The sequence below is a fragment of the Achromobacter sp. Marseille-Q4962 genome, from assembly GCF_943737005.1.
In the GTDB taxonomy this organism is placed as follows: Bacteria; Pseudomonadota; Gammaproteobacteria; order Burkholderiales; family Burkholderiaceae_B; genus Achromobacter.
In genome coordinates, this window is sequence record NZ_CALSFU010000005.1 from 199,055 (window position 1) to 225,248 (window position 26,194).

A 26,194-nucleotide genomic window follows, 5' to 3' on the forward strand; every position below is an offset into this window, starting at 1 on the left:
CCAGGATCTTGAATTTTCGGCTATTGTTCCCATAACAGACGTAACCGACGAGACGGCCAGGCGCAGCCCGGCTCCTCGTCCCCGATACGCCGAGTCATACCGAGGAACCCCCTATGTCTGCCAGCCAGACCCTGCCTTCCGACCCGATCGACCTGCCCCTGCTGCCGCTACGCGACGTCGTCGTGTTTCCGCACATGGTGATCCCGCTGTTTGTCGGCCGCCCGCGCTCCATCCGCGCGCTCGAGGTCGCCATGGAAGCGGGCAAGAGCATCATGCTGGTGGCCCAGAAATCCGCCGGCAAGGATGATCCCACCCCCGAAGACGTATACGAAATCGGTTGCGTCGCGGGCATACTGCAAATGCTCAAGCTGCCCGACGGAACCGTGAAGGTGCTGGTCGAGGGCACGCAGCGCGCGCGCATCAACAGCATCGAAGACGTGGACTCGCACTTCACGTGCCAGGTCACGCCCATCGAACCCGACGTCATGCAGGGCTCCGAGACCGAAGCCCTGCGCCGCGCCATCGTTGCGCAGTTCGAACAGTACGTCAAACTCAACAAGAAGATCCCGCCGGAGATCCTCACCTCGCTGGCGGGCATCGACGATGCCGGCCGCCTGGCCGATACCATTGCCGCCCATCTGCCCCTCAAACTGGAGCAGAAGCAGAAGATGCTGGAAATCACCGGCACTTCCGAACGCCTCGAAGGTCTGCTCACGCAGCTCGAAACCGAAATCGACATTCTCCAGGTCGAGAAGCGGATTCGCGGCCGCGTGAAGAAGCAGATGGAAAAGAGCCAGCGCGACTACTACCTGAACGAACAGGTCAAGGCCATCCAGAAGGAACTGGGCGAGGGCGAGGAAGGCGCGGACATCGAAGAGCTCGAGAAAAAGATCGTCGCCGCGCACATGCCCAAGGAAGCGCGCAAGAAGGCCGATTCCGAGCTCAAGAAGCTCAAGCTCATGTCGCCCATGTCGGCCGAGGCCACCGTGGTGCGCAACTACATCGACACGCTCATCAATCTTCCCTGGAAGAAAAAGAGCAAGATCAACAACTCCATCAGCAACGCCGAAACCGTGCTGGACAACGACCACTACGGTCTGGAGAAGGTCAAGGAACGCATTCTCGAATACCTCGCCGTGCAGCAGCGCGTGGACAAGGTCAAGGCGCCCATCCTGTGCCTGGTCGGACCTCCGGGCGTGGGCAAGACCTCGCTCGGCCAGTCCATTGCCAAGGCCACGAACCGCAAGTTCGTGCGCATGGCGCTGGGCGGCGTGCGCGACGAAGCCGAGATCCGCGGCCACCGCCGCACCTATATCGGCTCCATGCCCGGCAAGATCATCCAGAACATGACCAAGGTCGGCGTGCGCAATCCGCTCTTCCTGCTCGACGAGATCGACAAGCTGGGCATGGATTTCCGCGGCGATCCCTCGTCGGCGCTGCTGGAGGTGCTGGATCCGGAACAGAACCACACGTTCCAGGACCACTACATCGAGGTGGATTTCGACCTGTCCGACGTGATGTTCGTGGCCACGAGCAATACGCTCAACATTCCGCCGGCCCTGCTGGACCGCATGGAAGTGATCCGCCTGTCGGGTTACACCGAAGACGAGAAGATCCACATCGCCCGCGATCACCTGCTGCCCAAGCTGATGAAGAACAACGGCGTGAAGGACAGCGAGCTGACCGTGGACGAGAGCGCCCTGCGCGACATCGTGCGCTACTACACTCGTGAAGCCGGTGTGCGCGCGCTGGAACGCGAGGTGGGCAAGATCTGCCGCAAGGTGGTCAAGCAGCTGCTGGCCCAGTCCGACCGAGCCAAGGAAGAGGGCAAGGCGCCCGAAACCAAGCCGGTCAACGTCACGGCCGAAAACCTGAGCGATTACCTGGGCGTGCGCCGCTACACCTTCGGCATGGCCGAGAAGGAAAACCAGATCGGCCAGGTCACGGGCCTTGCCTGGACCGAGGTCGGCGGCGACCTGCTCACCATCGAAGTGGCGGACATGCCCGGCAAGGGCGTGATCCAGCGCACCGGCTCGCTGGGCGACGTCATGAAGGAATCGGTCGAGGCCGCCCGCACCGTGGTGCGCTCCCGCGCCCGCCGCCTGGGCTTTGCCGACAGCGTGTTCGAAAAACACGACATGCACGTGCACGTGCCCGAAGGCGCCACGCCCAAGGACGGTCCGTCCGCGGGCATCGCCATCACGACCGCCATGGTGTCGGCCTTGTCCCGCATTCCGGTGCGGGCGGACGTGGCCATGACGGGCGAGATCACGCTGCGGGGCGAAGTCCTGCCGATCGGCGGTCTGAAGGAAAAGCTGCTCGCGGCGCACCGCGGCGGCATCAAGACCGTGCTGATTCCGGAAGAAAACGTCAAGGACCTGGCCGAGATCCCCGACAACGTCAAGAACCAGCTCGAAATCGTGCCGGTCCGCTGGATCGACAAGGTGCTGGAACTGGCGCTGGAGCGTCTACCCGAGCCGTTGGCCGAGGAAGAGGCCGTGAAGGAACCGCTGGTGGGCAAGCCTGCCGAGTCGGAATCGGGCGATCCCGTCCTGAAGCACTGATCCGGCCATGCCGCCGCCGGGCCCGCGCGCAAGCGCGGCCCGGTCAAGATGACCGCGCACCCTGTGCGCGGTTTTTTTTTTGGTGCGCCCGGCAGGGCGCACCCACTTGGAGGTGGAAGTCCTCTACTCGCCCGACAAGGGGAAGAGTTAGCCGAAGGCAAGGGCTAACCCCTCACCCTACCCGATCGTGCCATGAATGGGCCGCGAAGCGGGCTGTGGAACGGAGGGTGAAGCCCGCCCTGAGACGGGCTGCTGCGGAAGAAGGAGGCGGGAAGCAAGACGGCAGGGCCGCGGGCCCTGCCGTTCTGCATTCGTTCGTTGCGCCTGCTCGGCCGAGTGGCGCGCGGAGGATCAGTGCAACGCCTGGGTGCGGATCAGCCCGACGGCGATGCCCTCGAGCGCGAAATCCTGGCCGGGCTCGACAATGATGGGGTCGAAATCAGGGTTTTCGGGCAGCAGGGCGAGCCGGCCGTTCTGGCGCTGGAAGCGCTTGACGGTAACGTCGTCGCCCAGGCGCGCGACCACGATCTGGCCGTTGCGCGCTTCGGCGGCTTTCTTGACGGCGAGCAGGTCGCCTTCGAGGATGCCGGCGTCGCGCATGCTCATGCCGCGCACCTTGAGCAGGTAGTCGGGCGCCTGCGCGAACAGGCTGGGATCGACGCCCACCTCGCGTTCGACATGTTCGGCCGCCAGGATGGGGCTGCCGGCCGCCACGCGGCCCACCAGCGGCAGCAGCAGCTGCTGCAGCGCGCCGGCCACGGACGAGGCCGCCAGCGAGGCGGAAGAGGGGGAGGAGGCGTCCTTGGCGAGGTCCTTGAGGCGGATGCCGCGGGATGCGCCGGCGGTAAGCTCGATGGCGCCCTTGCGCGCCAGGGCCTTGAGATGGTCTTCCGCCGCGTTGGGCGAGCGGAACCCCAGCGCCTGGGCAATTTCGGCGCGGGTGGGCGGAAAACCCGTGCGCGCTACCGTGAGCCGGATGAGATCTAGGATTTGCTGTTGGCGTTCGGTGAGTTTGCTGGCCATGGCGATGATCCGTTTGCTGGCGGACTGTACATATATACAGCGCCATTCTGGGGGACACAGCAAAAAAAAGCAAGCAGCGGAAAAGGCGGGGCGGGGGTGGAACGGGACCGACGCGCAGCGGGGCCGGCGCGGCAGGCGCCGATGCGGAAAGGCCCATGCAAGAAGGGCCCGCGAGGGGCCCTTCTTGCGGTGGGCGGCACGGGGCCGAGCCGCCTTACAGCACGGAGGCGATGGCCTTGGCCACGGTGTCGATGTTGCCGCTGTTGAGCGCGGCCACGCAGATGCGGCCGCTGGAAACGGCGTACACGCCGTGTTCTTCGCGCAGGCGGTCGACCTGGGCGGCCGTGAGGCCCGAGTACGAGAACATGCCGCGCTGCTTCAGGACGAAGCTGAAATCCTGCTTGCCGCCGTACTGGGCGATCTTCTCGACCAGTTGCTTGCGCATGAGGCGGATACGGTCGCGCATGCCGGCCAGCTCTGCTTCCCACATGGCGTACAGCTCGGGCGAGTTGAGCACCATGGAAACCACCGTGCCGCCGTGGGTGGGCGGGTTCGAGTAGTTGGTGCGGATCACGCGCTTGAGCTGGCTCAGGACGCGGACGGCCTCGTCCTTGCTGCCGGCCACCACGGTCAGCGCGCCCACGCGCTCGCCGTACAGCGAGAACGATTTCGAGAACGACGAGCTGATGAACATGGTGAGATCGAGATCGGCGAACAGGCGCACCACCGCGGCATCTTCCTGCAGGCCTTCGCCGAAGCCCTGGTAGGCGATGTCCAGGAAGGGAACCAGGCGGTTTTCCTTGACCGCCGCGGCGATCTGTTTCCACTGGTCGAGCGTGGGATCGACGCCCGTGGGGTTGTGGCAGCAGGCGTGCAGCACCACGACGGTACCGGCGGGGGCGGCCTTCAGGTCGGCCAGCATGCCGTCGAAGTTCAGGCCGCGGGTAGCCGGATCGTAGTACGCATAGGTGCCGACCTCGAAGCCGGCGCGCTCGAACAGCGCGCGATGGTTTTCCCAGCTCGGGTTGCTGATGAGCACTTTCGACTGCGGCAGCAGCTGGCGCAGGAAGTCGGCGCCGATCTTCAGCGCGCCGGTTCCGCCCAGCGCCTGGGCGGTCAGCACGCGGCCGGCGGCGGCCAGGGGGGAATCCTTGCCGAGCAGCAGGGTCTGCGCGGCCTGGTTGTAGCCCGCGATGCCCTCGATGGGCAGGTAGCCGCGCGCGGCGGCGGCTTCGATGCGCGCCTGCTCGGCCTTGCGCACCGCGGCCAGCAGGGGAATGCGCCCCTGGTCATCGTAATACACGCCCACGCCCAGATTCACTTTGCCGGGGCGGGTGTCCGCGTTGTACTGTTCGTTCAGGCCAAGAATGGGATCGCGCGGCGCGAGTTCGACGGTATCGAAAAGGGTGCTCATGGGAGTGTGTTGACGTGGGTGGACGCAGTCCGGAGTGCTGTGGATAATGGGGGGTTTACCCTGAAACAGTCTAGCATGGGAAACACTATGGCAGACCCCGGCTTCGTCGAATTCCCAGGCAGTCCATTTCACCTCCACCAGCCCTATCCGCCCGCGGGCGACCAGCCCGCCGCCATCGAGGCGCTGACCCAGGGCGTGCAGGACGGCCTCATGTACCAGACGCTGCTGGGCGTGACGGGTTCGGGCAAGACCTACACCATGGCCAACGTCATTGCGCGCCTGGGGCGGCCGGCCCTGGTGCTGGCGCCCAACAAGACGCTGGCCGCCCAGCTCTACGCCGAGATGCGCGAATTCTTCCCGCGCAACGCCGTCGAGTATTTCGTTTCGTACTACGACTACTACCAGCCCGAGGCCTACGTGCCCACGCGCGACCTTTTCATCGAGAAGGATTCCTCGGTCAACGAGCACATCGAGCAGATGCGGCTGTCGGCCACCAAGAGCCTGCTGGAGCGCCGCGATACGGTCATCGTCGGCACGGTGTCGTGCATCTACGGTATCGGCAACCCGGGCGACTACCACGCCATGGTGCTCATCCTGCGCACGGGCGATCAGATCTCCCGGCGCGAGATCCTGGCGCGGCTGGTGGCCATGCAATACACCCGCAACGATGCCGAGTTCACCCGCGGCGTGTTCCGCGTGCGCGGCGAAACCATCGACATCTTCCCGGCGGAAAGCCCCGAGCTGGCCTTGCGCGTCACGCTCTTCGACGACGAGATCGAAACCCTGGAGCTCTTCGATCCGCTCACCGGCCGCGTGCGGCAGAAGCTGCTGCGCTTCACGGTGTACCCTGGCTCGCACTACGTCACGCCGCGCGACACGGTGCTGCGCGCGATCGAAACCATCAAGGAAGAGCTGCGCGAGCGCGTCAAGCATTTCGTGGACGGGGGGCACCTCGTCGAGGCGCAGCGGCTCGAACAGCGCACGCGCTTCGACCTCGAGATGCTGCAGGAGCTGGGCTTCTGCAAGGGCATCGAGAACTACTCGCGCCACCTGTCCGGCGCGGCGCCCGGCGAGCCGCCGCCTACGCTCATCGATTACCTGCCCGCCGATGCGCTGATGTTCATCGACGAAAGCCACGTCACCATCGGCCAGCTGGGCGGCATGTACCGCGGCGACCGCGCGCGCAAGGAAACCCTGGTGCAATACGGGTTCCGCCTGCCTTCGGCCCTGGACAACCGGCCGCTGCGCCTGGAGGAGTTCGAGGCGCGCATGCGGCAGTGCGTGTTCGTCTCGGCCACGCCCGCCGCCTACGAGAACGAGCATTCGGACAACGTGGTGGAACAGGTGGTGCGGCCCACCGGCCTGGTCGATCCCGTGGTGGAAGTGCTGCCGGCCCGCACCCAGGTGGACGATCTGCTGGGCCAGATCAAGGCCCGCGTGGCCCGGTCGGAGCGGGTGCTGGTCACCACGCTTACCAAGCGCATGGCCGAGGACCTGACCGACTTCCTTTCCGAGCACGGCATCCGGGTCCGTTATCTGCACTCCGACATCGATACCGTGGAGCGGGTGGAAATCATCCGCGACTTGCGCCTGGGCACTTTCGACGTGCTGGTGGGCATCAACCTGCTGCGCGAGGGGCTGGACATTCCCGAGGTGTCGCTGGTGGCCATCCTGGACGCCGACAAGGAAGGCTTCCTGCGTTCCGAGCGCAGCCTGATCCAGACCATCGGCCGGGCCGCCCGCAACCTGAACGGCCATGCCATTCTTTACGCCGACCGCGTCACCGACTCGATGCGGCGCGCCATCGAGGAAACCAGCCGGCGCCGCGCCAAGCAGTTGAAATTCAACGAAGATCACGGCATTACCGCCAAAGGCGTGCAGAAGGCGGTGCGCGAGCTCATCGACGGCGTGGTGGCGCCGGCCCAGCACGACACGCTGGAGGCCGCGGTGCCCGCCGAGCTGCTCACCGACGAGAAGGCGCTGGCCCGGGAAATCAAGCGCCTGGAAAAGCTGATGATGGACCACGCGCGCAACCTGGAATTCGAGCAGGCCGCCGCCGCCCGGGACGCGCTCAATGCGCTCAAGCAGCGGGTGCTGCTCGACGGGGCGGTATAGCGCCGCGGTTGTTGTTACATGTGCTTGATGGGTGCTGACATAAATCTGAACGACGGGTGATCGCCGCGCCGCGGCATGGCGTTCCGGCCGCGCCGGAGGCGGCGCGCGCGGGGCGATTCCGGCGCTCGCCGGAATTGACGCAATGAATTGATTTCATTGAAAAAATCAAAGCGCCTGTTTCGTCCCGCACCCATTGCGCAGGCGCAAAAAAAGCTTGCCTTATTCCGGGTTTTCCCGCACACTTACATGCATGATGACCAAGGTACTTTTCGTTTGCATGGGCAATATCTGCCGCTCGCCGAGCGCAGAGGGCGTGTTCCGTCATTTGGTGAATGACGCGGGTCTGGCCGATGTCGTGCGCATCGACTCGGCGGGAACGCATGCCTTCCATATCGGCGAGGCGCCTGATGCCCGGGCGCAAGCCGCGGCGCGCAAGCGCGGCTACGAAATCACGCACCGCGAGGCCCGCCAGGTCACCGCAGAGGATTTCCGCGATTTCGACCTCATCCTCGCCATGGACTGGGACAACCTCTCGGCCATGCAGCAACAGTGCCCCAAGGCGTACCAGCACAAGCTCATGCTGCTCATGCGCTTTGCGAACGACCACGAGGAAGCCACGGTGCCCGACCCGTACTACGGCGGCGCGGACGGCTTCTCCAAGGTGCTCGACTACCTGGAAGACGCCTGTCAGGGTGTGCTGGAGCTGGTCCGCAAGCGCGCCACCCAGTACCAGGCGGCCTGATTTTGCCCTGAGGCACAGGGCCTGATGCCCGGGCCGGTGCCGGTCAGACCCTCGGGCCGTGTCGCCAGGGTTTCGTCATCAGGCGGCCGCCGCCCGGGTCGGCGCCGCCCCTGGCGACGCCGGACAGACGGAAACCGCGCCTCGGCGCGGTTTTTTCTAGGCGGGAGCCATACCAAATTAGTCGGGAATTTGCTATACTTGAGGCAATTACTCAGGTATTGCCCGCCGGATGACCCGGCGGCCGATGCCGGGATCACAGGGAATTCACCATGCGGCTAACTACCAAAGGGCGTTTCGCCGTGACGGCCATGATCGATCTCGCCATGCGCCAGCACAGCGGTCCGGTCACTCTCGCGGCGATCAGCCAGCGTCAGAACATCTCGCTTTCCTACCTCGAGCAGCTTTTCGGGAAACTGCGCCGCCACGAACTCGTGGACAGCGTGCGCGGCCCGGGAGGCGGCTATTCGCTCGCCCGCCTGGCGCGCAACGTCACGGTGGCCGACATCATCTTCGCCGTCGACGAGCCGCTGGACGCCACCAGTTGCGGCGGCAAGCGGGACTGTACGAGCGGCAACGACGGCAAGCCTGGCAAGTGCATGACGCACGAGCTCTGGGCCACCCTGAATCGCAAAATGGTGGATTACCTGGATTCGGTATCCCTGCAGGATCTGGTCGACCAGCAGCGTGTGCGGCAACTGCAGGAAGCCAACAACCAAGCCCAGGCCTGCGCGGTGCGCGTGGATCGGGTGGGCGGCGCCAATGCGAGCGCCGCCAACGCCCCGACCACCTCCGTCGCGGCCAATGCCACCGTATAAGCAGCATCAGGAGCAGTACATGACCTCTCGCCCGATCTACCTGGATTATTCCGCCACCACTCCCGTCGACCCGCGCGTGGTCGAGAAAATGGTGCCGTGGCTCTACGAGCATTTCGGCAACCCGGCCTCGCGCAGCCATGCCTTCGGCTGGGAAGCGGAAGAGGCCGTCGAGCGCGCCCGCGAGGAAGTCGCCAAGCTCGTGAACGCCGATCCGCGCGAAATCATCTGGACTTCCGGCGCCACGGAGTCCGACAACCTTGCCATCAAGGGCGCGGCGAATTTCTACGCCGAACGGGGCAAGCACATCATTACCGTCAAGACGGAGCACAAGGCGGTGCTGGACACCTGTCGCGAACTGGAGCGCCAGGGTTTCGAAGTGACCTATCTCGACGTCAAGGACGACGGCCTGATCGACCTGGACGTGTTCAAGGCCGCGCTGCGTCCCGACACCGTGCTGGTGTCGGTCATGATGGTGAACAACGAGATCGGCGTCATCCAGGACATCGAGACGCTGGGCGAAATCTGCCGCGAGAAGGGCATCGTCTTCCATGTCGATGCGGCGCAGGCCACCGGCAAGGTCGAAATCGACCTGCAAAAGCTCAAGGTCGACCTCATGTCGTTCTCGGCGCACAAGACCTATGGCCCCAAGGGCATTGGCGCGTTGTACGTGCGCCGCAAGCCGCGCGTGCGCATCGAGGCGCAGATGCACGGCGGCGGCCACGAACGCGGCTTCCGCTCCGGCACGCTGGCCACGCACCAGATCGTCGGCATGGGCGAGGCGTTCCGCCTGGCGCGCGAGGAAATGGGCACCGAGAACGAACGCATCCGCATGCTGCGCGACCGCCTCTGGGCGGGCCTGTCGCAGATCGAGGAGGTGTACCTCAACGGCGACATGGAGCACCGCGTGCCGCACAACCTGAACGTGAGCTTCAACTACGTCGAAGGCGAGTCGCTCATCATGGCCATCAAGGAGCTGGCGGTGTCCAGCGGCTCGGCCTGCACTTCGGCCAGCCTGGAGCCCTCCTACGTGCTGCGCGCCCTGGGCCGCAACGACGAGCTGGCGCACAGCTCCATCCGTTTCACCCTGGGCCGCTTCACCACCGAAGCCGACGTCGACTACACCATCGAGCTCATCAAGAGCCGAGTGGGCAAGCTGCGCGACATGTCGCCGCTCTGGGAAATGGCCAAGGAAGGCATCGATCTGAACACCGTGCAGTGGGCCGCGCACTGAGCGCCCGCGCCAAGACATACGTGGAGAATCAACATGGCTTACAGCAGCAAAGTACTCGATCACTACGAGAATCCCCGCAACGTCGGTTCCTTTGACAAGTCCGACGACTCGGTGGGCACCGGCATGGTCGGCGCGCCGGCCTGTGGCGACGTGATGAAGCTGCAGATCAAGGTCAACGAAGCCGGCATCATCGAAGACGCGCGCTTCAAGACCTACGGCTGCGGCTCGGCCATCGCCTCCAGTTCGCTGGTGACGGAATGGGTCAAGGGCAAGACGCTGGACCAGGCCCTGGCCATCCGCAACACGCAGATCGCCGAAGAGCTGGCCCTGCCGCCGGTGAAGGTTCACTGCTCCATTCTGGCCGAGGACGCCATCAAGGCGGCGGTCCAGGATTACAAGGAAAAGCACTCGGCGAACGCCGAAGCCGTGGCGAACTGACATGTCCGTTACCCTGACCCAACAGGCTGCCAGCCATATCGGCCGCTATTTGCAGAAGCGCGGAAAGGGTATCGGCCTGCGGCTCGGCGTGAGAACGACGGGCTGCTCGGGCATGGCCTACAAGCTCGAATATGTGGACGACCCGGCCGCCGAGGACCTCGTCTTCGAGAGCCACGGCGTCAAGGTGTTCGTCGATCCCAAGAGCCTTCCGTACCTGGACGGCACCGAGCTCGATTACGCCCGCGAAGGCCTGAACGAGGGCTTCAAGTTCCGCAACCCCAACGAGAAGGCGACCTGCGGCTGCGGCGAGTCGTTCACGGTGTAGGGCGTGGCGGCGGACGATCATTTCAGCCTTTTCGGCTTGCCGGCCCGTTTCGAGCTCGACGGGCAGGCGCTGGAATCCGCCTGGCGCGCCGTGGCGGCGCAGGTGCACCCCGACCGCTACGCAACCGCCAGCCCGGCCGAGAAGCGGGTGGCCATGCAATGGGCGGCGCGCGCCAACGAAGCCTACCGCGTCCTGCGCGATCCGCTGCTGCGGGCGCGCTACCTGTGCGAAAGCGCGGGCGTGGATTTGCAGACGGAAAGCAATACCGCCATGGACGCGGATTTCCTGATGCAGCAGATGGCCTGGCGCGAGATGCTCGACGACGGCCGCGACGATCCCGAGGCGCTGGCCGCGTTGCATGCCGAGCTGGAAACCGCCCGCGCCGGGATGCGCGCCCGGCTCGCGCAACTGCTGGACGTGGAACGCGATTACGCCGCCGCGGGCCAGAAGGTGCGCGAATGGATGTTCGTGGAGAAACTGGCGCAGGAGCTGGCCCAGGCCCAGCCGGCTCGATAGCGGAAGCGGGTGCGCGACGCGCCCCGGCCGCCAACCGACGAGAAAAACCGAATCATGGCCTTATTGCAGATTTCCGAGCCCGGCGAATCGCCCGCGCCGCACCAGCGCAAGCTGGCAGTGGGCATAGACCTGGGCACCACCAATTCCCTCGTGGCCGCCGTGCGCAGCAGCGTGGCCGAGGTGCTGCGCGATGAGCAGGGCCAGGCCCTGCTGCCTTCCGCGGTGCGCTACCTCGCCGGCGGCAAGACGCTGACCGGCCGCGAGGCCCTGGCCAGCCAGGCGGAAGACCCGCTGAACACCGTGGTGTCGGTCAAGCGCTTCATGGGCCGCAGCATGCAGGAGGCGCGCGCCATGCGCGCGCCCTACGAACTCGTGGACGCGCCCGGCATGGTGCGCCTGCGCACGGCGCAAGGCGAGCTGAGCCCGGTCGAGGTGTCGGCGCAGATCCTCGCGGTGCTGCGCCAGCGCGCCGAAGACGTGCTGGGCGACGAGCTCGTGGGCGCAGTGATCACCGTGCCCGCGTACTTCGACGACGCGCAGCGCCAGGCCACGCGCGACGCGGCGCGGCTGGCGGGGCTGAACGTCCTGCGCCTGCTGAACGAACCCACCGCCGCGGCCATTGCCTACGGGCTGGACAACGCCGCCGAGGGCGTCTATGCCGTATACGACCTGGGCGGGGGCACTTTCGACATCTCCATCCTGCGGCTGACCCAAGGGGTGTTCGAGGTCATCTCGACCGGCGGCGACACGGCGCTGGGCGGCGACGATTTCGATGCCGCCATCGTCGACCATGTGCTGGCGGCCGAGGGCAGCGAGATGGGCGGCGCCGACCGCAGCCGCCTGCTGGTGGCGGCCCGCGCCGCGCGCGAAGCCCTGTCCGACGCCCCCGAAACCGTGCTGCGCGCCGCGCTTTCCGACGGGCGCGAATTCAGCTGCGCGCTGACGCGCGGGCAATTCGAAACCCTGGCCCGGCCGCTGGTGGAGCGCACGCTGGACTGCGCGCGCCGCGCGCTGCGCGACGCTGGCCTGAAGCCGGCCGACGTGCGCGGCGTGGTCATGGTGGGCGGCGCGACGCGCATGCCCGTCGTGCGCGAGGCGGTGGGCCGGCTTTTCGGCACCGACCCGCTCATCGACCTCGACCCCGATCAGGTCGTGGCGCTGGGCGCGGCGCTGCAGGCCAATCTGCTGGCCGGCAACCGCGCGCCGGGCGAGGACTGGCTGCTGCTGGACGTGATCCCGCTGTCGCTGGGGCTGGAGACCATGGGCGGGCTGGTGGAGCGGGTGATTCCGCGCAACAGCACCATTCCCGTGGCGCGCGCCCAGGAATTCACCACCTTCAAGGACGGCCAGTCCGCCATGAGCATCCACGTGGTGCAGGGCGAGCGCGACCTGGTGTCCGACTGCCGCTCGCTGGCGCGTTTCGAACTGCGCGGCATCCCGCCCATGGTGGCGGGCGCGGCCCGCATCCGCGTGACCTTCCAGGTGGACGCGGACGGCCTGTTGAGCGTGACCGCGCGCGAGCAGAGCACGGGCGTGGAGGCCGCGGTGTCGGTGAAGCCCTCGTATGGCCTGTCGGACGAGGAAATCGCCCGCATGCTGGCTGATAGCGTGGCCCAGGCCGATACCGACGCCCGCGCGCGCATGCTGCGCGAACAGCAGGTCGAGGCGCGCCAGCTCGTCGAATCGGTGCGCGCCGCGCTGGCCGTGGACGGCGACCTGCTCGATGCCGAGGAGCGCCGCCGCATCGATGCGTGCCTGGAGGCCGCCTCGCAGGCGCAGGACGCCCAGGACGTGGAGACCGTCAAGGCTGCCACCGCCGCGCTTTCCGCCGCGACCGACGAGTTCGCCGCGCGCCGCATGGACCGCAGCATCCGCGCCGCGCTGTCCGGCCGCAAACTGGACGAGATTGCCTGATTCGAAACTATGCCGAAACTGACTGTATTGCCCCATCCCGAGTACTGCCCAGAAGGCGCGGTGATCGAAGACGCCCCGAAAGGCGAATCCATCTGCCGCGTGCTGCTGGACAACCATATCGACATCGAGCATGCCTGCGAACTGTCGTGCGCGTGCACGACCTGTCACGTGGTGGTCAAGCAGGGGTTTTCCTCGCTGGAAGACCCCAGCGACGCCGAGGAAGACCTGCTGGACAAGGCCTGGGGCCTGACGCCGAATTCGCGGTTGTCTTGCCAGGCCCGGATCAGCGATGCCGACCTGACGATCGAGATTCCGAAGTACACGATCAACCACGCGAAGGAGGGCCATTGATGAAGTGGACCGACACCTACGAGCTTGCCGCCGCGCTCGCCGAAGCGCATCCGGACGCGGATCCCGCGACCGTGCGCTTCACGCAGCTGCGCGAATGGGTGCTGGCGCTGCCCGGATTCAACGACGACCCCGGACACTGCGGCGAGAAAATCCTGGAAGCCATCCAGATGGCCTGGATGGACGAGGCCGACTGACGCCAGGCTTGCCGTGACGGCTTTCCGCCGCGGCCGCCTCGATGAAAAAAGCCGCTCCTCCCTGGGGAGCGGTTTTTTTTGGGGCCGCCGAAACGGAGGCGGACGTCGGGGACGCAGGTTTTCGGCGGTATCATCGGCTGTCATCGGCCCCGTCTTTTCGTTTTTTTCCATAGAGTCCGCGATGCCTGCACCCCAATTGCGTTTCGGCCTGGCCGCCAACCGCCTGCACCATGAAACCCCGGACGCCGCGCTCTTTACCTGGCTGCGCGCCTGTTCCGCCACCATCCGCGAACTGGGCGTCCAGCTGCATACGGTGGGGCGCACGCACGACGCCATCGTGCGCGAAGGCATGCTGCAGGGCTATCCGGGCCTGATCCGCTATCCCTACGGGCGCGAGGGCGGCCTGATGAAGCTCGTGGCCCGCGTGACGGAAGGGCGGCAGGAGCAGGCGCCGTTCGACGGCGCCATCTACCTCATCGACCCGGTCGATCCGTCTTCCATTTTTCCGGAGGCGCTGGCCCTGAAGCGTCAATGCATTACGCACGGCCGCCCTTTCATCTCGACCCTGGCGGGCGCCATCGAATGGATGGAAGTCGAGCGCGTCCATGCCGGGCTGGCGCCCGACGCGGCGCTGTCGCGCTACTTCAATTTCGAGGGGCAGACGCTGGCGCTGATCGCCCACGATGCGCTCAAGGACGAGATGGTGGCCTTCGCCAGCGAACACTTCGACGTGCTGTCGCGGTTCGCGCGCCGCGTCGCCACGGGCACGACGGGCGGCCGCCTGAACGAGCTGGCCTGGTCGCGCGGCTGGCCGAAAGAGCGGCCGTGGGTGCATCGCTACCTGAGCGGGCCGCTGGGCGGCGATGCGCAGATCGCCGAACTGGTGCTGGAGCACCAGTGCCAGCGCGTGATCTTCTTCGAAGATCCCCACGTGGCGCGCCAGCACGAGGCCGACATCCAGCTACTGGAGCGGGCCGTGCGGGTGGTGACCGAGTCGGCCACATGCGCCACTTCGCCGTCGGTGGCGCGCCGCTGGGCGCAGGCGGTGGAGAAGCGCGTCATCTGACCCGCGCCGGCCCGGCCTTATTTCCCCGTGAACCGGGGCGGCCGCTTTTCGCGGAAGGCCTGCACGCCTTCGGCGAAGTCGGCGCGCCCGGCGGAGTCGAGGAAGCACGCGGTTTCCTCGGCCAGCTGGGTTTCGAGCGTGGCGCTTGCCGCCGAGCGCAGCAGCGTCTTGGCGCCCGCGATGCCGTGCGGCGCGTTGCGGGCAATGTCTTTTGCGTAGGCGAGCGCCGCGTCGGCGAGTTCGGCGGCGGGGGCGGTGCGGGTGACGATGCCCCAGGCCAGCGCGTCGCGGGCGTCGAAGGTGTCGGAGCGCAGCAGCAGGTCCAGCGCGCGGCGGGCGCCCAGCACGCGGGTCAGCCCGTGCGTCATGCCGGCGTCGGGCGTGGCGCCGAGCTTCAGATAGGCCGTCGTGAACCGCGCTTCGGCCGCGGCGATGGCCAGGTCGCAGGCGAGCACCAGCGACAGGCCCGCGCCCGCGGCGATGCCCTGCACCTGCGCCAGCCATACCTGGTCCATGCGCGGGATACGGGCGATGAAATCGTTGAGCGGCGCGAACAGCGCGAGCAGCGTGCCGCGCACCTGATCGGCGTCGCCTTCGAACATGGAAATATCGCCGCCGGCGCAGAAAGCCTTGCCCGCGGCGCGCAGGAGCACCACGCGGGTGCCGGGGCAGGTCTGCAGCCATTGGGCGGCCTGCAGCAGGTCTTGCGCCATCGCCACATCGATGGCGTTGAGCGCGTCGGGGCGGTTCAGCGTCACGGTCGCGATCGCGCCGTCGGTTTCCAGAAGCAGCGTCCGGAAGCGGGGAATTCCTGGGGGCATGGCGAGTCTCCGTTATCGGGTAAATACCAAGTGTCGATCCAAAAAACCCGATGCTATGGTCTGAACCGAGCGCTTGCTCGGTTTTGTCTTGGGCACGCCAAGCGTAACGCATGGAACGATTTTCCGGCGCCGCACTGGCGTAGGACAGGTTCGTTGCATCGCCTGCCTCGCGGGTTCGCCAGACTGACGCCAATAAGCAATAAGAAAAGACCTCCACGCCGCGCCTTCGGCTTGCCGCCTCCAGTGGGGGGCGCATTTTTGCCCAGGGGCGGCCCAACGGCAAAAAGCTTCGCATCAAAGCGAGGAGACAGATGGTGGATCGGTCCGATAGCCCTCCCTTGCTGGAGGTGGATGGAGTCACGCTGGCGTTTGGCGGGGTAAAGGCGCTCACGGATGTGGGCTTTCGCGTGGCGGCCGGGTCCATCACGGCGGTCATCGGCCCCAACGGCGCCGGCAAGACCTCGCTGTTCAACACCATTTCCGGTTTCTACAAGCCCACGTCGGGACAGATCCGCTTCCTGGGGCGCGACATCACGCGCGTGGCGGCGCCCGAGCGCGCCCGGCTGGGCCTGGCCCGAAGCTTCCAGAACATCGCGCTGTTTCGCGGCATGACCGTGCTGGACAACATCAAGCTGGGGCGCCATGCCCATCTGCGCTGCAACGTGTTCGATGCGCTGTTCTACCTCGGCCGGGCGCGCCGCGAGGAGATGGCGCTGCGCGCCGACATCGAGGAGCGCATCATCGATTTCCTGGAAATCGACCACATCCGTCACGCGCCGGTGGCGGCGCTGCCCTATGGATTGCGGAAGCGCGTGGAGCTGGCGCGCGCGCTGGCCATGAATCCCAAGGTGCTGATGCTGGACGAGCCCGTGGCCGGCATGAACCGCGAAGAAACCGACGATATGGCGCGCTTCATCCTCGACGCCCGCGCCGAATGGGGCGTGACGGTGCTTATGGTGGAGCACGACATGGGCATGGTGATGGACCTGTCCGACCATGTGGTGGTGCTGAACTTCGGCCAGGTGATCGCCGACGGCACGCCCGTCGAGGTGCAGGCGGCCCCCCAGGTTATCCAGGCCTATCTGGGCGCGGGTGACGTGGGCGACCTGCGTCGCCGCCTGAGAGAGGCCGCCTGATGGACATGCTGTTCTTCCTCGAGGTGACGCTGGCCGGGCTGGGCAGCGGCGGGCTGTATGCGCTGGCGGCCCTGGCGTTCGTCATCGTCTACAAGGCGACGCGGGTGGTGAACATCGCCATCGGCGAATTCCTGATGCTGGGCGCCTATCTCTTCTACGCCTTCGCCGCGGGCATGGCGTGGCCGATCTGGCTGGCCATCGCGGGCGCCGTGCTGGCTTCGGGGATGTTCGGCGCGCTGGTCGAGCGCCTGACCATCCGGCCCATGCTGGGCGAGTCGCCGATATCGGTTTTCATGGTTACGGTGGGGCTGGCGTCCATCCTGGTGGGGGCGGTGGAGCTCATCTGGACGGCGGACCAGCGGCGCCTGCCCGAATTCATGCCGCGTTCGCCCGTGATGGTGGGCGAAGCCTTCGTCGCGCCCAAGGTGTTCTACGGATTCTGGGTGGCGGCGGCGCTGGTCCTGCTGGTGCTGATCGTGTTCCGCTACTGGCGCGGCGGGGTGGCGCTGCGGGCCACGGCCTCGGACCAGGGCGCCGCGTACGCAATGGGCATCAACGTGCCGCGCGTGTTTTCGCTGGCCTGGGTGGCCGCCGGCGCGCTCGCGGCAGTGTCGGGCGTGATCGTGGGCGCGATCGGGGGCATTTCCTCGTCGATGGGCGTGTTCGGGCTGTCGGTGCTGGTGGTGGTGATCGTGGGCGGGCTGGACAGCGTGGCCGGCGCGCTGGTGGGCGGGGTGTTCATCGGCCTGCTGGAAGCCTGGGCGGGCGCCTACCTGGGGGGCGAGTACAAGTTGCTGGCCACTTTCATCGTGCTGGTCGCGGTGCTGATGGTCAGGCCCTATGGCCTGTTCGGCACCCGTGAAATCGAGAGGCTGTGACACATGCGCATCGCGACCGCCAAAGAGACCTATCTTGCCGACGAAGCACTGTTCGACACCCGCACGCAGCGCGTGTGGCTGGCGCTGCTGGCCGCGTCCCTGGCGGCGTTTCCGTTCGTGGCCGACGCCTATTGGCTGTACCTGGCCTGCCTGGCGGCGATCAACATCGCCAGCGCGACGGGGCTGAACATCCTGACCGGCTACACCGGCCTGGTCAGCCTGGGGCAGGCCGCCTTCATGGGCCTGGGCGCCTATACCGTGGCGCTGATGGAACTGCGCCTGGGCACGCCCGTGCTGGCGAACCTGCTGGGCGGCGGCATGGTGGCGATGGCGGGCGGACTGTTGGTGGGCATCCCGTCGTTGCGGGTGAAGGGGCTGTACCTGGCCATTTCCACCATCGCCGCATCGTTCATCGCGCACTTCGTTTTCGCGAACTGGGCGTTCACGGGCGGCACCGCGGGCCTGCAGGTGCCGCCGGCGCGGATGCTGGGCGCGGACCTGGACACGTCGTTCAAGCTCTATTGGCTGATCGTGCCGGTGACGGCGCTGATGGTGCTGGGCGCGGCCAACCTGTTCCGCACGCGCATCGGGCGCGCTTTCATCGCGATCCGCGACCGCGACATCTCGGCCGAGGTGCTGGGCATCCGGCTGCTGCGCTACAAGCTGCTGTCCTTCGGCCTATCCTCGTTCTACGCGGGCGTGGCGGGCGGCCTGTGGGCGTATTTCTTCCGCGTGGTCACGCCCGAGAGCTTTCCGCTCATCATGTCGATCTTCTTCCTGGCGGCCATCATCGTAGGGGGCATGGGCACGATCCTGGGATCCATCCTGGGCGCGCTCTTCATGACGATGGTGCCGGAACTGCTGAAGCTGATCGTCGGATGGCTGCCCGTGGGCGGCGACGCGCTGCGGCTGATCTCGCCGGTGCGCACTATTGTTTTCGGCCTGCTGATCGTGGGCTTTCTGATCTTCGAGCCGCACGGGCTCGCGGAAATCTGGCGGCGCGTGCGCCGTTTCTTCCACCTCTGGCCCTTCCGCACCTGAGCCCGGCGCGAACAGCGCGGCGGCGGCCACCCACAAGACCCTCAGGAGACAAACCATGAAGCGCATCCGGATCGGCAGCGGTTTATCGAGGTGGCTGGCCCCGCTGGGCCTGGCGGCGGCCCTGGCGTCGGCGCCCGCCGCCCAGGCGGCGGAGGACCTGGTGCTGGGCGGGTCCATTCCGCTGAGCGGGGTCTTTGCCTTTGCCGGGCAGGGCATCCATGCCGGCATTACCGACTACGTGAAGCTGGTCAACGAGCAGGGCGGGGTGAACGGACGCAAGCTGCGCTACGTGCCCGAAGACACCGCGTACAAGGTGGACGCCTCGGTGGCGGCGTTCAAGAAGATCACCAGCCAGAACAAGGTGAATTTCTACTACGGCGATTCGACGGGCTTTTCCAAGACCATCAACGCCGAGCTGAACCGCAGCGCCGACATCCTCATGACCGGCGCGTCGTTCGCCACCGAACTGAACGATCCGGCCAAGTATCCGGCCCAGTTCATGCTGGGGCCCGACTATACGGAGATGTTCGGCATCTTGCTGCGCTACATCGCCAAGGAGCAGCCCGGCGCCAAGGTGGCGTTCGTGTACTCGGACACGGAGTTCGGGCGCGATCCGATCGCGAGCTCGCGCGCGGTCGCCGAGAAGCTCGGGCTGAAGGTCGCGACCGAGATCATGACGCCGCCGGGCAGTGTGGACGTGTCGACCGAAGTCATCAAGCTTCGCCGCGCCGATCCCGACTACACCATTTTCCATGGCTACGTGCTGGCGCCGATTCCGGAGTTCGTGGGGCAGGGCAAGCGCATGGGCCTGAAGACGCGCTACATGGGCACCTTCTGGACCATGGACAACTCGACGGTGATGCAGATGGGCGAGGATGCCGAAGGCTTCATGGGCGTGATGCCTTACCGCTACTACTACGACACGGAGGGTGACGCGCCCATGCTGAAGAAGATCCGCGAGATGCGGCCGCAGTACCAGAGCACGGGCTACATGCAGGGTTTCCTGGCCGCCATGCTGTTCACCGAGGCAGCCAGGCGCACACTGGACGCGGGCAAGGAGCTGACCGCCGCCAACATGAAGGCGGCGCTCGACAGCATCAAGGATTTCGACACGGGCGGCCTGATCGGCGTGCCGATCACGATCAAGGGAAATTCCATTCCCGTGGGCCGCATCTACCGCGCCGACGTGAAGCGCAAGCAGATGGTGCCGGCATCCGACTGGATCGTTCTGAAGTGAGGCGGCCGTGAATCCCGGACAGGAGGCGCGGGCGGCGCCGGCTGCGGCCGTGCTCGATATCAACAACATCGAAGTCGTCTACAACAAGGCGGTACAGGTGTTGCGCGGCTTGTCCCTGTCGGTGCCCGCGGGCAGCATCGTGGCGCTGCTGGGCAGCAACGGCGCCGGCAAATCCACCACGCTGAAGGCGGTGTCCGGACTGCTGGACCTGGAGGACGGCGCGCTGGCGCGCGGGCGCATCGTTTTCGACGGCAGGGACACGGCCGGCGCCAGGCCGCAGAACCTGGTGCGCGCCGGCCTGGCGCACGTGATGGAAGGCCGCCGCGTGTTCGAGGACCTGACGGTGGAGGAGAACCTGGTGGCGGCCACCTATGCCCTGACGGGCAGGCCGGGCGCGCGCGCGGACTTCGACCTGGTCTATGCCTACTTCCCGCGCCTGTACGAGCGGCGCAGAGCGCTGGCCGGTTATCTGTCGGGCGGCGAGCAGCAGATGCTGGCGATTGGCCGCGCGCTGATCGCGCAGCCCAGGCTGATGCTGCTTGACGAGCCGTCGCTGGGCCTGTCGCCGATGCTGGTCGAGAGCATTTTCTCCATCGTCGCGCGCATCAACCGCGAGCAGGGGGTGTCGATGCTGCTGGTGGAACAGAACGCATCGGTGGCGCTGGCGGTGGCGCACTACGGCTACATCATGGAGATGGGCAAGGTGGTGATCGACGGCAGCGCGGACAGGCTGGCGGCGGATCCGGACGTGCGCGAGTTCTACCTGGGTGTGGGCGGCGCGGGCGAGGCCCGTGGTTTTCGGAACCTCAAGCACTATAAGCGCCGCAAGCGCTGGCTCTCATGATGGACAAGGAACGCATCCCCCCGGCGGCCGGCGCGGACGCATGGCCGGCGCTGACGCTGCCGCAGATGCTGCGCGAGCAGGCCCGCCGGCATCCCGGCGCCATCGCCATCCGGCAGAAGGACTTCGGCATCTGGAAGCCCATCTCGTGGTCCGAATACTGGCGGCGCGCCCGCCGCGTGGGGCTGGGCCTGCGAGCGCTGGGCCTGGGCGCCGGCGGCCGGGTGGCCATCGTGTCCGAAAACCGCGTGGAGTGGCTGCTGGCCCAGATGGGGGCAGGCGCGGTCGGGGCCGTGGCGGTGGGCGTGTACGCCACCAGCCCGGCCGGGGAAATGGGTTACGTGCTGGAGCATGCCGACGTCGAAGTGGTGGTGTGCGAAGACCAGGAGCAGACCGACAAGGTGCTGCAGGTGGCCGGCCGGCTGCCGCTGTTGCGGCGGATCGTGACGATAGAGTGCAAGGGCCTGCGCTCCTACGGGCCGGCCGAACGCGAACGCATCCTGACCTTCGCCGAGGTCGAGGCCGACGGCGCGCGCCGCGAGGATCGCGAGCTTTCCGGGCTGGATGCCATGCTGGACGGCCAGCGCCTGGACGACACGGGGCTCATGATTTACACCTCGGGCTCCACCGGCAAGCCCAAGGGCGCGATGCTGAGCTACCGCAACATGCGCGCCGTGGCGCCGGGCATCGCGGACAGGCTGGCGCTGGACCGCCGCAGCGTGCACCTGTCGTACCTGCCGCTGTGCCACGTGGCCGAGCAGATGCTGTCGACCTTCGTGCCCATCTACCTGGGCGCGCAGGTGAATTTCGGCGAATCGATACGCACGGTGCAGGAAGACCTGCGCGAAGTGGCGCCGACTCTCTTCCTGGGGGTGCCGCGCATCTGGGAAAAGCTGCACGCCGCCATCTCGATCAAGATGCAGGAAACGGGACGCCTGCGGCAATGGCTGTACCGCCGCGCGCTGGCCGCCTGCGAACCCTTTCTGGAGAAATCGCCGGCACAGTACACGGCCGGCGAACGGCTGACGCGCTGGCTGTGGCACTGGCTGGTGCTGCGCGCCTTGCAGAACTTCATCGGCCTGCGCCGCGTGCGCGTGGCGATGACGGGGGCCGCGCCGATTCCGCCGGAGGTGGTGCGCTATTTCCGCAAGCTGGGCGTGCCGCTGGTGGAGGTCTACGGGCTGACGGAATCGACGGGCATGATCTTCGGCCAGCATCCGGACCGCGTGAAAGTGGGCACGGTCGGCGAACCCATACTTGGCGTCGAGTGGCGGATAGGCGAGGCGGGCGAACTGCTTGTGCGCGGCGACATGGTGTTCCAGGGCTATTACAAGAATCCGGACGCCACGGCCGATACCTTGCGCGACGGCTGGCTGCATACCGGCGACGCGGCGGCCGAGGAGGACGGGCGCGTGCGTATCGTGGACCGCCTGAAGGACATCATGATCACGGCCGGCGGCAAGAACCTGACCCCGTCCGAGATCGAGAACGCGGTCAAGGGCAGTCCGTACGTGAAGGAGTGCATCGTGATCGCCGACGGGCGCAGGTATGTCTCGGCGCTGATCCAGCTCGAGTTCGACACGGTGGGCAAGTGGGCGGAGTCGCGCGGCATCGCCTTCACGCATTTCCGCTCGCTCGCCGAATCCGCGCAGGTGCGCGAACTGATCCAGCAGGAAGTCGCCCGCGCCAATGCCGGCCTGGCGCCGGTGGCGCAGATCAAGCGCTTCCATTTGCTGACCAAGGAGCTGGACCACGACGACGGCGAAGTGACGGCGACCATGAAGGTCAGGCGCGCCAGCATCTACCGCAGCTATGCCGGCGAAATCGAGGCGCTCTACAGCGAGGAGGCGACGGCATGAACGAAGCCGTGATCGTGGAAGCCGTGCGCACGCCGTTCGGGCGGCACGGCGGGTGGTGGGCGGACACGCGGCCGGATGCGCTGCTGGCCCGGACCGTAAGGGGCCTGCTGGCGCGCGCCGGCCTGCCGCACGACAAGGTCGAGGACCTGATCGCGGGTTGCGTCAGCCAGGCCGGCGAGCAGGGCGCCAATATCGGCCGGCTGGCCGCGCTGCTGGCCGGCTTGCCCGAGAGCGTTCCCGGCGTGGCCTTGAACCGCATGTGCGGCTCCAGCCAGCAGGCCGTGCATTTCGGCGCGCAGGCCATTGCCGCGGGCGACATGCGCTATGTGGCGGCGGGCGGCGTGGAGAGCATGAGCCGCGTGCCGATGTTCCTGGACGTGACGCTGGGACGGGAAGCGTTTCGCGGCTTCGAGTCGCTGAATCCCCAGTTGCTGGAACGTTATCCGCTCGTACACCAGATCGAGAGCGCGGAGCGGATCGCGGAACGGTGGCGCTTGTCCCGCCGTGAGATGGACGAATGGGCGCGGGAAAGCCATGCGCGCGCCTGGGCCGCGGCGCAGGCGGGCCGCCACGCCGAATTGCTGCCGGGGCCGCATGCGCGCGCGGACCGCGACGAAGGCATACGCGAGCGGACGGACACCGGGCGCATGGCGGCCCTGGCGCCGGCCCTGCGGCCGCCCGGGGAGGGAGGCGTGACCGCCGCCAACGCCAGCCAGCTTGCGGACGGCGCGGCGGCGGTGCTGCTGGCCGACCGCGACACGGCGCTGGCCGACGGCCTGAGGCCGCGCGCGCGCTTTCTGGCGCGGGTGGCGACGGGATCGGACCCGGTGCTGCAGTTGACCGGCGTGATACCCGCGGCCCGGCAGGCCCTGGCGCGCGCGCGGCTGGACTTGAGGGATATCGACTGGATCGAGATCAACGAGGCATTTTCCAGCGTCGTGCTGGCCTGGCAGCGCGAGATGGGCGCGGACCTGTCCCGCGTGAACCCCTGGGGCGGGGCGATCGCGCACGGGCATCCGCTGGGCGCGACGGGCGCGGGCCTGATGGCCAAGATGCTGGCGGGGCTGGAAGCCACCGGAGGCGAACTCGGCATGCAGCTCATGTGCATCGGGCACGGCATGGCCTGCGCCACCATCATCCAGAGGCAGTGATCCGAGATGGAAAAAACCGAAGCCGCCATGGCGGCCGCCGCGGGGCGCGACGAGCGCTCGGAATCCGAGCGCCGGCGGGAGGTCATCCTCACGGCGGGCCGGCTCTTCCGCCGCCATGGCTATGAGCGCACGACGGTGCGCGAGCTGGCGCGGGCGGTGGGGCTGCAATCCGGCAGCCTGTTCCATCATTTCCGCAGCAAGGAGGAAATCCTGGTGGCCGTGATGAACAACGGCATCCAGGAGGTGATAGACGGCGGCGAGCAGGCGCTGGCGCGCTACCAGGCGCCCGCGGACCGCCTGGCCGCGCTGTTCCGGGTCCACATGTGGAGCATGCTGCGGGGCGCCGGCGGCGACGCCATGAACGCGCTGGTGTACGAATGGCGCAGCTTGTCGGCCTCCAGCCGGGCCAGCGTCAAGTCGCTGAGCGACCGCTACGAGGACATGTGGCAGGAGACGGTGCAGGCGGCGGTGGACGCGGGACTGCTCAAAGGCGATGCGCGCGTCATCAAGCGCTGCGTGCTGGGCGCCATGAACCTGACGGTGCAGTGGTACAGGCCGGGAGGCCGTTTGCAGCCGGCCGAGTTCATCGACGCGATGCTGCAGGCCGCGCTGCCGGCGGTGCCGGAAGGCGCCGGCGAGTGGCCGGCATGACGGCGGGGGATCAGCCGCGCCGCTTGAAGAAGGCGCCCACGGCGCAGGCGACGGCCAGGGCGAGCAGGGAGCCGGCCACGGGCAGCAGGAAGTCCGCTTCGCCGCGATAGCCGCCGCCGGTGACGCCACCCGCCACGCTGCCCATCCACAGCACGACGCTCAGCAGGGATGCCACGGTGGCGATCGCGGCGGCCACGCACAGGGCGACGAAGGCCGGCCGGCGCGGCCGCGCCGGCCCGCGGGAAGCGGCATCCTGGACGCCGAGGGGCTGCCTGATCCAGTAGACCAGCCCCGCCACGACCAGCAGGAGCATCAGGATCTTGAAGATCATGACGCCGTTCTTCCGTCAGTCTTCGCGGCGCAGGTGCGGGAAGAGAATCACGTCGCGGATGCTGGGGCTGTCGGTCAGCAGCATGACCAGGCGGTCGATGCCGATGCCGCAGCCGCCGGTGGGAGGCATGCCGTATTCCAGGGCGCGGATGTAGTCGGCGTCGTAGTACATGGCTTCTTCGTCGCCGGCGTCCTTGGCCTCGACCTGGGCGCGAAATCGCGCGGCCTGGTCCTCGGGGTCGTTCAGTTCGGAAAAGCCGTTGGCGATTTCACGGCCGGTCATGAAAAGCTCGAAACGCTCGGTGATGCCGGGGCGGGCGTCGGAGGCGCGGGCCAGCGGCGAGACTTCCACCGGGTAGTCGATGATGTAGGTGGGGTTCCAGAGCTTGGCCTCCGCGGTTTCCTCGAAGAGCGCGAGCTGCAGCGCGCCCAGGCCGGCGCGCGATAGCACCGGGCCGTCGATCTCGGCGCCCAGCTTTTTCAGTTCGGCGCGCAGGAAGGCCGCGTCGTCGAGCTGCTGCTGGGTGTAGCCGGGGGCGTACTTGAGGATGGCTTCGCAGATCGTGAGGCGGTCGAAGGGCTGGGACAGGTCCAGCTCGCGCCCCTGGTAGGTGAGCACCGCGCTGCCGGTGGCCGAGATGGCGGCCTGGCGGATCAGCTCCTCGGTGAAGTCCATCAGCCAGCGGTAGTCCACGTAGGCCGCATAGAACTCCATCATGGTGAATTCGGGATTGTGCCGCGGGCTCACGCCTTCGTTGCGGAAGTTGCGGTTCACCTCGAACACGCGCTCGAACCCGCCCACGATCAGGCGCTTGAGGTACAGCTCGGGCGCGATGCGCAGGAACATTTCCATGTCCAGCGCATTGTGGTGCGTGACGAAAGGCTTGGCCGCCGCGCCGCCCGGAATGGGGTGCAGCATGGGCGTCTCGACTTCCAGGAAGCCGGCGTTCAGCATGAACTGGCGGATGCTGCCCACAGCCTTGCTGCGCGCCTCGAAGGTGCGGCGCGTGGCGTCGGTCATGATGAGGTCGACATAGCGCTGGCGGTAGCGCAGTTCCTGGTCGGCCACGCCGTGGAACTTGTCGGGCAGCGGGCGCAGCGACTTCGACAGCAGGCGGGCCTGCGAGGCGTGCACCGAGAGTTCGCCCTTGTTGGTCTTGAAGACGGTTCCCTCGACCGCGATGATGTCGCCGATGTCCCATTGCTTGAAGGCGGCGTAGGTTTCATCGCCGAGCGCCCCGCGGTCCAGGTAGATCTGGATGCGGCCGCTCGCGTCCTGCAGCGTGGCGAAGCTGGCTTTGCCCATGACGCGCTTGAGCATCATGCGGCCGGCCACCTTTACGGGCACGGGCGAGGCGGCCAGGGCTTGCTGGTCCTGGTCGTCGTATTTGTCGTGCAGTTCGGCGGCGCGGGCGTCGGGGGTAAAGTCGTTGGGGTACGCAACCCCGGTTTCGCGCAGTCTGGCCAGCTTGGCGCGCCGTTCGGCGATCAAGCGGTTTTCATCCTGGGCGGCTGCCGGGGCGGGCGAGTGGTCGGTCATG

25 protein-coding genes are annotated in these 26,194 nt (G+C 67.1%); 20 read left to right on the forward strand and 5 right to left on the reverse strand.

Annotated features, from left to right (window positions below):
- Window positions 1–113 precede the first annotated feature (113 nt).
- Complete coding sequence (gene lon / locus NGJ44_RS06180) at window positions 114–2,564, forward strand: endopeptidase La (protein ID WP_251863415.1); 2,451 nt, start codon at window positions 114–116, stop codon at window positions 2,562–2,564.
- A gap of 351 nt (window positions 2,565–2,915) precedes the next feature.
- Here the strand turns inward: lon and lexA are convergent, their stop codons facing one another.
- Both lexA and NGJ44_RS06190 read right to left on the reverse strand, forming a co-directional pair.
- Window positions 2,916–3,587: a transcriptional repressor LexA gene (gene lexA / locus NGJ44_RS06185; protein ID WP_251863416.1), complete on the reverse strand. Its 672-nt coding sequence runs from the start codon at window positions 3,585–3,587 to the stop codon at window positions 2,916–2,918.
- Window positions 3,588–3,801: 214 nt separating this feature from the next.
- Window positions 3,802–5,001 carry an amino acid aminotransferase gene (locus tag NGJ44_RS06190; protein WP_053243928.1) on the reverse strand — a complete coding sequence of 400 codons (1,200 nt, stop codon included), beginning with the start codon at window positions 4,999–5,001 and terminating at the stop codon, window positions 3,802–3,804.
- Window positions 5,002–5,088: 87 nt separating this feature from the next.
- Here NGJ44_RS06190 and uvrB point away from each other — a divergent pair, with 87 nt between their 5' ends.
- The 11 genes from uvrB to NGJ44_RS06245 all read left to right on the forward strand — a co-directional run bounded on the left by uvrB (window position 5,089) and on the right by NGJ44_RS06245 (window position 14,708).
- Complete coding sequence (gene uvrB / locus NGJ44_RS06195; protein ID WP_053243929.1) at window positions 5,089–7,116, forward strand: excinuclease ABC subunit UvrB; 2,028 nt, start codon at window positions 5,089–5,091, stop codon at window positions 7,114–7,116.
- Window positions 7,117–7,366: 250 nt separating this feature from the next.
- Window positions 7,367–7,858 carry a low molecular weight protein-tyrosine-phosphatase gene (locus tag NGJ44_RS06200; RefSeq protein WP_053243930.1) on the forward strand — a complete coding sequence of 164 codons (492 nt, stop codon included), beginning with the start codon at window positions 7,367–7,369 and terminating at the stop codon, window positions 7,856–7,858.
- A gap of 269 nt (window positions 7,859–8,127) precedes the next feature.
- Entirely contained in the window at window positions 8,128–8,673 is a 546-nt protein-coding gene (gene iscR / locus NGJ44_RS06205; protein ID WP_053243931.1) for a Fe-S cluster assembly transcriptional regulator IscR, read from the forward strand.
- A gap of 19 nt (window positions 8,674–8,692) precedes the next feature.
- On the forward strand, window positions 8,693–9,904 hold the full coding sequence (locus tag NGJ44_RS06210; RefSeq protein ID WP_053243932.1) for an IscS subfamily cysteine desulfurase: 1,212 nt from the start codon (window positions 8,693–8,695) through the stop codon (window positions 9,902–9,904).
- Between the two features lie 33 nt (window positions 9,905–9,937).
- The gene (gene iscU / locus NGJ44_RS06215) at window positions 9,938–10,342 is read left to right on the forward strand and encodes a Fe-S cluster assembly scaffold IscU (protein WP_053243933.1); all 405 of its coding nucleotides are present in this window, start codon (window positions 9,938–9,940) and stop codon (window positions 10,340–10,342) included.
- A gap of 1 nt (window position 10,343) precedes the next feature.
- A complete protein-coding gene (gene iscA, locus NGJ44_RS06220) occupies window positions 10,344–10,667 on the forward strand; it encodes an iron-sulfur cluster assembly protein IscA (protein WP_053243934.1) in 324 nt (107 codons plus the stop codon).
- Between the two features lie 3 nt (window positions 10,668–10,670).
- Window positions 10,671–11,183 carry a Fe-S protein assembly co-chaperone HscB gene (gene hscB, locus NGJ44_RS06225; protein WP_053243935.1) on the forward strand — a complete coding sequence of 171 codons (513 nt, stop codon included), beginning with the start codon at window positions 10,671–10,673 and terminating at the stop codon, window positions 11,181–11,183.
- Between the two features lie 54 nt (window positions 11,184–11,237).
- A complete protein-coding gene (gene hscA / locus NGJ44_RS06230; protein ID WP_251863417.1) occupies window positions 11,238–13,097 on the forward strand; it encodes a Fe-S protein assembly chaperone HscA in 1,860 nt (619 codons plus the stop codon).
- A 9-nt stretch (window positions 13,098–13,106) separates the two neighbouring features.
- Window positions 13,107–13,448: an ISC system 2Fe-2S type ferredoxin gene (gene fdx / locus NGJ44_RS06235; RefSeq protein ID WP_053243937.1), complete on the forward strand. Its 342-nt coding sequence runs from the start codon at window positions 13,107–13,109 to the stop codon at window positions 13,446–13,448.
- On the forward strand, window positions 13,448–13,642 hold the full coding sequence (iscX, locus tag NGJ44_RS06240) for a Fe-S cluster assembly protein IscX (protein ID WP_053243938.1): 195 nt from the start codon (window positions 13,448–13,450) through the stop codon (window positions 13,640–13,642). The genes fdx and iscX overlap by 1 nt, the downstream gene beginning before the upstream one ends.
- A gap of 181 nt (window positions 13,643–13,823) precedes the next feature.
- Entirely contained in the window at window positions 13,824–14,708 is an 885-nt protein-coding gene (locus NGJ44_RS06245; RefSeq protein WP_053243939.1) for a methylglyoxal synthase, read from the forward strand.
- A gap of 17 nt (window positions 14,709–14,725) precedes the next feature.
- Here NGJ44_RS06245 and NGJ44_RS06250 read toward each other — a convergent pair whose 3' ends face one another.
- The gene (locus NGJ44_RS06250) at window positions 14,726–15,529 is read right to left on the reverse strand and encodes an enoyl-CoA hydratase/isomerase family protein (RefSeq protein WP_053243940.1); all 804 of its coding nucleotides are present in this window, start codon (window positions 15,527–15,529) and stop codon (window positions 14,726–14,728) included.
- A 311-nt stretch (window positions 15,530–15,840) separates the two neighbouring features.
- Here NGJ44_RS06250 and NGJ44_RS06255 point away from each other — a divergent pair, with 311 nt between their 5' ends.
- The 8 genes from NGJ44_RS06255 to NGJ44_RS06290 are packed head-to-tail and all read left to right on the forward strand — an operon-like array spanning window position 15,841 to window position 24,323.
- Window positions 15,841–16,665, forward strand: coding sequence for an ABC transporter ATP-binding protein (locus NGJ44_RS06255; protein WP_251863418.1), 825 nt, complete (start codon window positions 15,841–15,843; stop codon window positions 16,663–16,665).
- Window positions 16,665–17,543 carry a branched-chain amino acid ABC transporter permease gene (locus NGJ44_RS06260; protein ID WP_053243941.1) on the forward strand — a complete coding sequence of 293 codons (879 nt, stop codon included), beginning with the start codon at window positions 16,665–16,667 and terminating at the stop codon, window positions 17,541–17,543. Before NGJ44_RS06255 ends, NGJ44_RS06260 begins: the two co-directional genes overlap by 1 nt.
- A 3-nt stretch (window positions 17,544–17,546) precedes the next feature.
- Complete coding sequence (locus tag NGJ44_RS06265; RefSeq protein WP_251863419.1) at window positions 17,547–18,584, forward strand: branched-chain amino acid ABC transporter permease; 1,038 nt, start codon at window positions 17,547–17,549, stop codon at window positions 18,582–18,584.
- Between the two features lie 55 nt (window positions 18,585–18,639).
- Window positions 18,640–19,821 (forward strand): ABC transporter substrate-binding protein, encoded by a 1,182-nt coding sequence (locus NGJ44_RS06270; protein WP_251863420.1) that lies wholly within the window; start codon window positions 18,640–18,642, stop codon window positions 19,819–19,821.
- 49 nt (window positions 19,822–19,870) lie between these two features.
- On the forward strand, window positions 19,871–20,665 hold the full coding sequence (locus NGJ44_RS06275; RefSeq protein ID WP_251863446.1) for an ABC transporter ATP-binding protein: 795 nt from the start codon (window positions 19,871–19,873) through the stop codon (window positions 20,663–20,665).
- Window positions 20,665–22,521: an AMP-dependent synthetase/ligase gene (locus NGJ44_RS06280; RefSeq protein ID WP_251863447.1), complete on the forward strand. Its 1,857-nt coding sequence runs from the start codon at window positions 20,665–20,667 to the stop codon at window positions 22,519–22,521. The genes NGJ44_RS06275 and NGJ44_RS06280 overlap by 1 nt, the downstream gene beginning before the upstream one ends.
- Window positions 22,518–23,672, forward strand: a complete 1,155-nt coding sequence (locus tag NGJ44_RS06285; protein WP_251863421.1) for a thiolase family protein — start codon at window positions 22,518–22,520, stop codon at window positions 23,670–23,672. The genes NGJ44_RS06280 and NGJ44_RS06285 overlap by 4 nt, the downstream gene beginning before the upstream one ends.
- A 6-nt stretch (window positions 23,673–23,678) precedes the next feature.
- A complete protein-coding gene (locus tag NGJ44_RS06290) occupies window positions 23,679–24,323 on the forward strand; it encodes a TetR/AcrR family transcriptional regulator (protein ID WP_251863422.1) in 645 nt (214 codons plus the stop codon).
- A 10-nt stretch (window positions 24,324–24,333) separates the two neighbouring features.
- On the opposite strand, the gene NGJ44_RS06295 is transcribed toward NGJ44_RS06290, so the two are convergent.
- Together NGJ44_RS06295 and lysS are read right to left on the reverse strand one after the other, a co-directional pair.
- Complete coding sequence (locus tag NGJ44_RS06295) at window positions 24,334–24,654, reverse strand: preprotein translocase subunit TatB (protein ID WP_251863423.1); 321 nt, start codon at window positions 24,652–24,654, stop codon at window positions 24,334–24,336.
- A 15-nt stretch (window positions 24,655–24,669) separates the two neighbouring features.
- Entirely contained in the window at window positions 24,670–26,193 is a 1,524-nt protein-coding gene (lysS, locus tag NGJ44_RS06300) for a lysine--tRNA ligase (RefSeq protein WP_053245765.1), read from the reverse strand.
- Window position 26,194: the final 1 nt, after the last annotated feature.